The sequence below is a fragment of the Micromonospora sonchi genome (assembly GCF_014646235.1).
GTDB lineage: Bacteria > Actinomycetota > Actinomycetes > Mycobacteriales > Micromonosporaceae > Micromonospora > Micromonospora sonchi.
This window is the reverse complement of sequence record NZ_BMNB01000029.1, coordinates 73,174-79,173: the sequence shown is the minus strand read 5'-3', so window position 1 is coordinate 79,173 and position 6,000 is coordinate 73,174. Positions and strand designations below refer to the sequence as shown.

Annotated in this window: 4 protein-coding genes and 1 riboswitch; all 4 genes read right to left on the bottom strand. The window is 69.7% G+C overall.

Annotated elements, in window-relative coordinates; genetic code table 11:
• Window positions 1–504: 504 nt before the first annotated feature.
• The 4 genes from IEY61_RS24710 to IEY61_RS24695 all read right to left on the bottom strand — a co-directional run bounded on the left by IEY61_RS24710 (window position 505) and on the right by IEY61_RS24695 (window position 5,905).
• Window positions 505–1,539 (bottom strand): ribonucleotide-diphosphate reductase subunit beta, encoded by a 1,035-nt coding sequence (locus IEY61_RS24710; protein WP_189048392.1) that lies wholly within the window; start codon window positions 1,537–1,539, stop codon window positions 505–507.
• Window positions 1,536–3,911: a ribonucleoside-diphosphate reductase subunit alpha gene (locus IEY61_RS24705; RefSeq protein ID WP_189048390.1), complete on the bottom strand. Its 2,376-nt coding sequence runs from the start codon at window positions 3,909–3,911 to the stop codon at window positions 1,536–1,538. Before IEY61_RS24705 ends, IEY61_RS24710 begins: the two co-directional genes overlap by 4 nt.
• A gap of 132 nt (window positions 3,912–4,043) precedes the next feature.
• Window positions 4,044–4,252: riboswitch (cobalamin riboswitch) on the bottom strand.
• Window positions 4,249–4,944 (bottom strand): DUF305 domain-containing protein, encoded by a 696-nt coding sequence (locus tag IEY61_RS24700; RefSeq protein ID WP_189048388.1) that lies wholly within the window; start codon window positions 4,942–4,944, stop codon window positions 4,249–4,251. (Overlaps the previous riboswitch by 4 nt.)
• Before the next feature lie 67 nt (window positions 4,945–5,011).
• Complete coding sequence (locus IEY61_RS24695; protein ID WP_189048386.1) at window positions 5,012–5,905, bottom strand: DUF1996 domain-containing protein; 894 nt, start codon at window positions 5,903–5,905, stop codon at window positions 5,012–5,014.
• Window positions 5,906–6,000: the final 95 nt, after the last annotated feature.

The window sequence follows — 6,000 nt, the reverse complement described above, 5'->3', positions numbered from 1 at the left end:
CAGCGCGGAGACGGCACGTCAGCGCGGAGACGGCACGTCAGCGCGGAGACGGCACGTCAGCGCGGAGACGGCACGTCAGCGCGGAGACGGCACGTCAGCGCGGAGACGGCACGTCAGCGCGGAGACGGCACGTCAGCGCGGAGACGGCGCGCGAGACCCGCCGTCCCCGGCGCGCGGGCCGGTGCCACCCTGAGCGCGAACCCGGCGGCGACAGCCGGGACCGGCTCCCCGATCGCCACCCTGAGCGCGAACCCGGCGACCAACCCGACGGCGGCGGCCAGGACCGGCTCCCCGATCGCGGGGCCGGAGTACAATCTGGGCGATCACCGTGATCACTCGATCGCTCGCGCACGTCGACGCTTACGGCGGACGACGGCGCCTTTTACCTCGTGCGGGATCATGCCCACCATTCGGATTTCCAACTGAACAATCAGCAAATGATGGCCGCCCTCCGGCCGACCGCCCCCTGGGCGACCGCGTCGTCGCCCAGGGGGCGGTCGGGGATCAGAAGTCGTCGTCGAAGGTGACCGAGCCGGTAACGCCGACCTGGTAGGCCGACACCCGCCGCTCGAAGAAGTTCGACAGCTCCTGCACGTCCTGCAACTCCATGAAGGCGAACGGGTTCTTCGAGCCGTACATCGGCTCGATGCCGAGCACGGCCAGCCGCCGGTCGGCCACGTGCTGGAGGTACTCCCGCATGTCGGCCAGCGACATTCCGGAAACGCCCTGCTCAAGCAGGTCGGCGGCGAACTGGACCTCGCACTCCACGGCCTCGGCCAGCATGTCCCTGACCTGCCGCTCCATCTCCGCGTCGAAGAGGTCCGGCTCCTCGGCGCGTACGGTGTCGACCACGTCGAAGGCGAAGGCCATGTGCATCGACTCGTCGCGGAACACCCAGTTGGTGCCGGAGGCCAGCCCGTGCAGCAGGCCCCGGGAGCGCAGGAAGTAGACGTACGCGAAGGCCCCGTAGAAGAACAGCCCCTCGATGCAGGCGGCGAAGCAGATCAGGTTGAGCAGGAACGCCCGCCGGTCCTCGCGGGTCGTCAACTCGCGCAGCTCGAAGATCGAGTCGATCCACTTGAAGCAGAACTCGGCCTTTCGGGCGATCGAGGGAATGTTCTCCACCGCCGCGAACGCCTCGAACCGTGCCCGCTCGTCGGGGACGTAGGTGTCCAGCAGGTTGAGGTAGAACTGGACGTGCACCGCCTCCTCGAAGAGTTGCCGGGACAGGTAGAGCCGGCCCTCCGGGGAGTTGACGTGCTGATAGAGGTTGAGCACCAGGTTGTTCGCGACGATGGTGTCGCCGGTGGCGAAGAAGGCGACCAGCCGGGACACCAGATGCTGCTCCGCCGGGGAGAGCTTGGCCAGGTCGGCGAGGTCGGAGTGCAGGTCGACCTCCTCGACGGTCCAGGTGTTCCTGATCGCGTCCTTGAACCGGTCGAAGAACTGCGGGTAACGCATCGGCCGCAGGGTCAGGTCCATGCCGGGGTCGAGCAGCATGCGCGGCTGGCCCGTACCGGATTCGGAAACAGTGGTCATTGGCACGCCTCGCAGCTTTCGGGGTTCTCCAGGGAGCAGGCCAGCGCCTCGTCGTCGGCCACCGTGACGACCGGCCGGGCGGCCGGGGTGACGGCGACGGTGGCCTGCTGGATGCGGGTCGCGGGACGCGAGCGCAGGTAGTACGTGGTCTTCAGCCCGGACTTCCAGGCGTACAGGTACATCGAGGAGAGCTTGCCGATGGTTGGCGCGCTCAGGAACAGATTCAGCGACTGCGACTGGTCGACGAAGGGGGCGCGGGCGGCGGCCAGGTCGATCAGCGCCCGCTGTGGCAGCTCCCACGCGGTGCGGAACAGCTCGCGTACGTCCGACGGCAGCTCGGCGATGCCCTGCACCGATCCTTCGGCCCGCTTGATCTGTTCGCGGATCGACGCCGTCCACAGCCCTCGCGCCTTCAGCTCGCCGACCAGGTAGGTGTTGATCTGAAGGAACTCGCCGGACATCGTCTCCCGCTTGAACAGGTTGGACACCTGCGGCTCGATGCACTCGTAGCAGCCGGCGATCGAGGCGATGGTGGCGGTCGGCGCGATCGCGACCAGCAGCGAGTTCCGCAGACCGTGGGCGGCGATCCGCTCGCGCAGCGCGGCCCACCGCTGCGCCTGGGCGACGTCGGCACCCCAGAGGTCGGGATGCAGCTCGCCTGTTGCGGCGCGGGTCTGCGCGTACGCCGGATGGGGGCCGAACCGCTCGGCGAGCCCGGCGGAGGTCTCCAGCGCGGTCAGGAAGATCTCCTCCTGCACCCGGGTGGACAGCTCCCGGGCCGACGCCGAGTCGAACGGCAGGCGCAGGATGAAGAACGCGTCCTGGAGGCCCATCAGCCCGAGCCCGACGGGGCGCCAGCGCGGGTTGGAGGCCGCCGCCTGCTCGGCCGGGTAGTGGTTGATGTCGATCACCCGGTCGAGGAACACCACGGCGGTGCGTACGGTCGAGCGCAGCTTCTCCCAGTCGACGCCGTCGGCGGCGAGGTGTGCAGCCAGGTTGATCGACCCGAGGTTGCAGACCGCGGTCTCGGTGTCGCTGTTGACCTCCAGGATCTCGGTGCACAGGTTCGACAGGTGGATCGTGTTGCCCGGCGCCCCGGTCTGGTTGGACAGCCGGTTCGCCGCGTCCTTGAACGTCATCCACCCGTTGCCGGTCTGGGCGAGCGTACGCATCATCCGGCCGTACAGGTCGCGGGCCTTGACCGTCCGGACGGCCTTCTTCTCCGCCGCGCGGTACGCCTCGTCGAAGGCCTCGCCGAACAGGTCGGGCAGCTCGGGCGCGTCGGACGGGTCGACCAGCGACCAGTCGCCGTCGGCCTCGACCCGCCGCATGAACTCGTCCGGGATCCAGTTGGCCAGGTTCAGGTTGTGCGTACGCCGGGCCTCCTCGCCGGTGTTGTCCCGCAGCTCGAGGAACTCCTCGATGTCCGGGTGCCAGGGCTCCAGGTAGACGCAGGCCGCGCCCTTACGCCGGCCGCCCTGGTTGACCGCTGCCACCCCGGAGTCCAGCGTCTTGAGGAACGGCACGATGCCGTTGGACCTGCCGTTGGTGCCCCTGATCAGGGCGCCCCGGCCGCGCACCCGGGACCAGGAGATGCCGATGCCGCCGGAGAACTTCGACAGCTTCGCGACCTGGTGGTAGCGCTCGTAGATCGAGTCGAGTTCGTCGCGCGGCGAGTCGACCAGGAAGCACGACGACATCTGGGTGTGCCGGGTGCCGGAGTTGAACAGCGTCGGCGAACTCGGCAGGTACGCCAGGCTGGACATCAGCCGGTAGAAGCCGATCGTCTCCCCCGGCGTCTGCGACAGTCCGCACGCGACCCGCAGCAGCCAGTGCTGCGGTGTCTCCACCACCAGCCGGGTCTGCGGATGCCGCAGCAGGTACCGGTCCGCGACGGTCCGCAGCCCGAAGTACTCGAACCGCAGGTCGCCGTCCGGGTCGATGGCGTCGTCCAGTTTGCGCGCGTTGGCGGCCACGAAGGCGGCGGTGGCGTCCCCGATCAGGCCCAGGCCGTGGGCGTACCGGATGGACTGGCTGAAACTCGCCACCTGCTGCCCGCGGACCTCCTTGTCCACGTACGCGGCGAGCAGCCGCGCCGCCAGCTTCGAATACTGCGGCTCCTCGCCGATCAGCTCGGCCGCCGTCTGAATCGACAGCTTGTCCAACTCGGCGGTGCTCGCCCCGTCGTACAGGCCGCTGATGGTCTTCGTCGCCACCCGCAGCGGATCGACCTCGTCCAGGTCGGCGACCCAGCGCTCCACCGCTTTGACGATCTTGTTGACGTCCACCGGCTCGGTGTCGCCGTCGCGTTTACGCACCCGCATCGCGTGCCGGCGCTGTTCCGGCTCCGCCTGCTCCTGGGTCACTGTCATGTTCCCCCTCCTCACGCCTGTCCCCGAAGTCGAGGGGCGCGCGGGAGGACGCCGCTGGTCATCCACGGCATCCTGCCGTGACTGACCAGCGATGGCGTCGGCCGTCCCACGCGGCCTTCGACCGCCGCACGCGGCGCGTGCGGCACGCTGGCAGGTCTTCGGACTCGTGGGCGTCGTACGCGTGCCTACTGACCGTCGCTTCCCAGACCCGGTTGGCCCAGTGCTTCGTTGACGGCGGTCGTTCCCACTCACCGCTGCGGGGCAGCCCCGGACTCACACCGGGTTCCCTCTTGCCTCGGCCACCACGGGTTGGTGGCCGAACCAGCTGCGAGTGCCACTATATATGGGTGCGGTGTGGAGCAGGCAACACCAGATGATGTGTCGGGCGTGTCGCAGCGCGGGCGACGCGCTCGCGCTGCCCAGGCGGGTGGTCCGGGTCGAGCCGGTCGAGCTGGTCGAGCTGGTCGAGCTGGGCCAGCACGTCGATGCCCTCCTGAACGGCGGCGGCGGCCAGCGCGGTGACCACGGGGTGGGCACCGGACTGTTGCGCGGCGGCGGCGACCCGGACGGTCTGGGTGAGGTGCGCTCGCAGGTGCCGCGCCACCAGCAGGTGGAACGATCGGCCGGTGGACTTCCGCAGCGCCGCCAGTTCCTCGGCGGTGACCATGCCCGGCATGTCGTGGCCTGCGTGGGGGTTGGTCGCCGACGCGCCGGCGTCGGACAGCAGCCGACGGGAGCGGGCCAGGGCGCTCCGGTGGTCTTCCTCGACCCGGGCGGCCAACCCACGCCAGGCCGGATCGGCGCTGCGGTCAGGTACCAGATCGAGCACCGGCAGCAGCCGCTCGATCATCGCCACGTTCAACTGGAGCCAGGCGACGTCGGTCGCGCTGAACGGCCCGGCGCTTCCCGTGCCGGACGCGGTGGCCGGCGTCGGGGTGCCAGCGGGTGAGGGTGTGTCGCCGCGGGCAGCGCAGCCGCCGAGCAGCAGCGCCGCGGCGAGCACGGCGGTGGGTACGGAGACGACGACGCGCATTCCGACCTCCCCTGCCCAGTGGGAGCGGACCCGCACCAGCGGATTCGCTCCCCTGCGGGCGCAACGATCAGAGCGGCCGCCCGTCGTGGCCGCACTTGATGACCGGGCGAATGCAGTCGTTGACCCGGCGGGCCATCTCCGCCGCCGGCCAGGCGTTGAAAAAGTCGCCGTGCATCGTGTAACCCGGCCCGGAGGCCAGCCGGAACTGTGCGGGGTCACCGTTGACCGGGTACCTCAGCACCTGCCGCAGCTTCGGCACCGGCACCGGGTGACTCGCCGGGCAGACCTGGTTGACCGGGTACGCCAGGTGGCTCTGGTGATCGGGCGAGTCCAGGTCGCGGCCGTTCCAGCACTGCGGGAAGTCGAGGTACGACTCCAGCATGGTGCCCGCCGGGCAGTTGACGAAGTTCTTCGAGGGTGGGACGTGTCCAGCGTGCAGGCAGGACCAGCGTGCGATGCTGTCGGCCGGGCCGGTCGCCCGGGCGTTGCCGGCCACGATCCGCAGGCCCAGTGGGAGCGGCTGGGTGCGGGCGACGACGTCGTCGCGTACCCCCTCACCCAGGTAGTAGAACGTGACGATCTCCGGCTCCACCGGCACATTGTTGCGGTACAGCGTCGGCACCCAGTACGACGAGACGTCCACCCGCGGGTTGCACGTGGTGGCGGAGTTCACCAGGTCGGGCAGGGTGGTGTGGGCGTTGGTCGCCCGGCTGCCGAAGAAGCTGTGCATGTGCGAGGCGCCGGGCAGGCCGGGAAAGATGATCGGGTCGTCCGGCAGGCGGTGGCTGAAGGCGCAGTCGGCGGGAAACTCGGCCACGCGGATGACGTTGATGCCCGGGGCGGCATCGGCCCGGTCGATGGTGGACACGACGTACGCGCCGAGCAGTGTGAGCAGGGCGCCGATCGCCATGGTGAGACGCAGCCGGTGGCGGGTGCCGAGATTGGATGCAGCTCTTTCCATCTCGTGACTCCTGTCGGGATGGGGCAGGGACGTGTCCGGTGCCGCCGCCGAAAGGTACCGAAGATCCCCTGGCCGGGACGGTGGTGGTTGACTCC

Excerpts from the sequence above, each read along its gene's own strand:
- IEY61_RS24710 (WP_189048392.1), bottom strand. The coding sequence starts at position 1,539 with ATGACCACTGTTTCCGAATCCGGTACGGGCCAGCCGCGCATGCTGCTC.
- IEY61_RS24705 (WP_189048390.1), bottom strand. The coding sequence starts at position 3,911 with ATGACAGTGACCCAGGAGCAGGCGGAGCCGGAACAGCGCCGGCACGCG.
- IEY61_RS24700 (WP_189048388.1), bottom strand. The coding sequence starts at position 4,944 with ATGCGCGTCGTCGTCTCCGTACCCACCGCCGTGCTCGCCGCGGCGCTG.
- IEY61_RS24695 (WP_189048386.1), bottom strand. The coding sequence starts at position 5,905 with ATGGAAAGAGCTGCATCCAATCTCGGCACCCGCCACCGGCTGCGTCTC.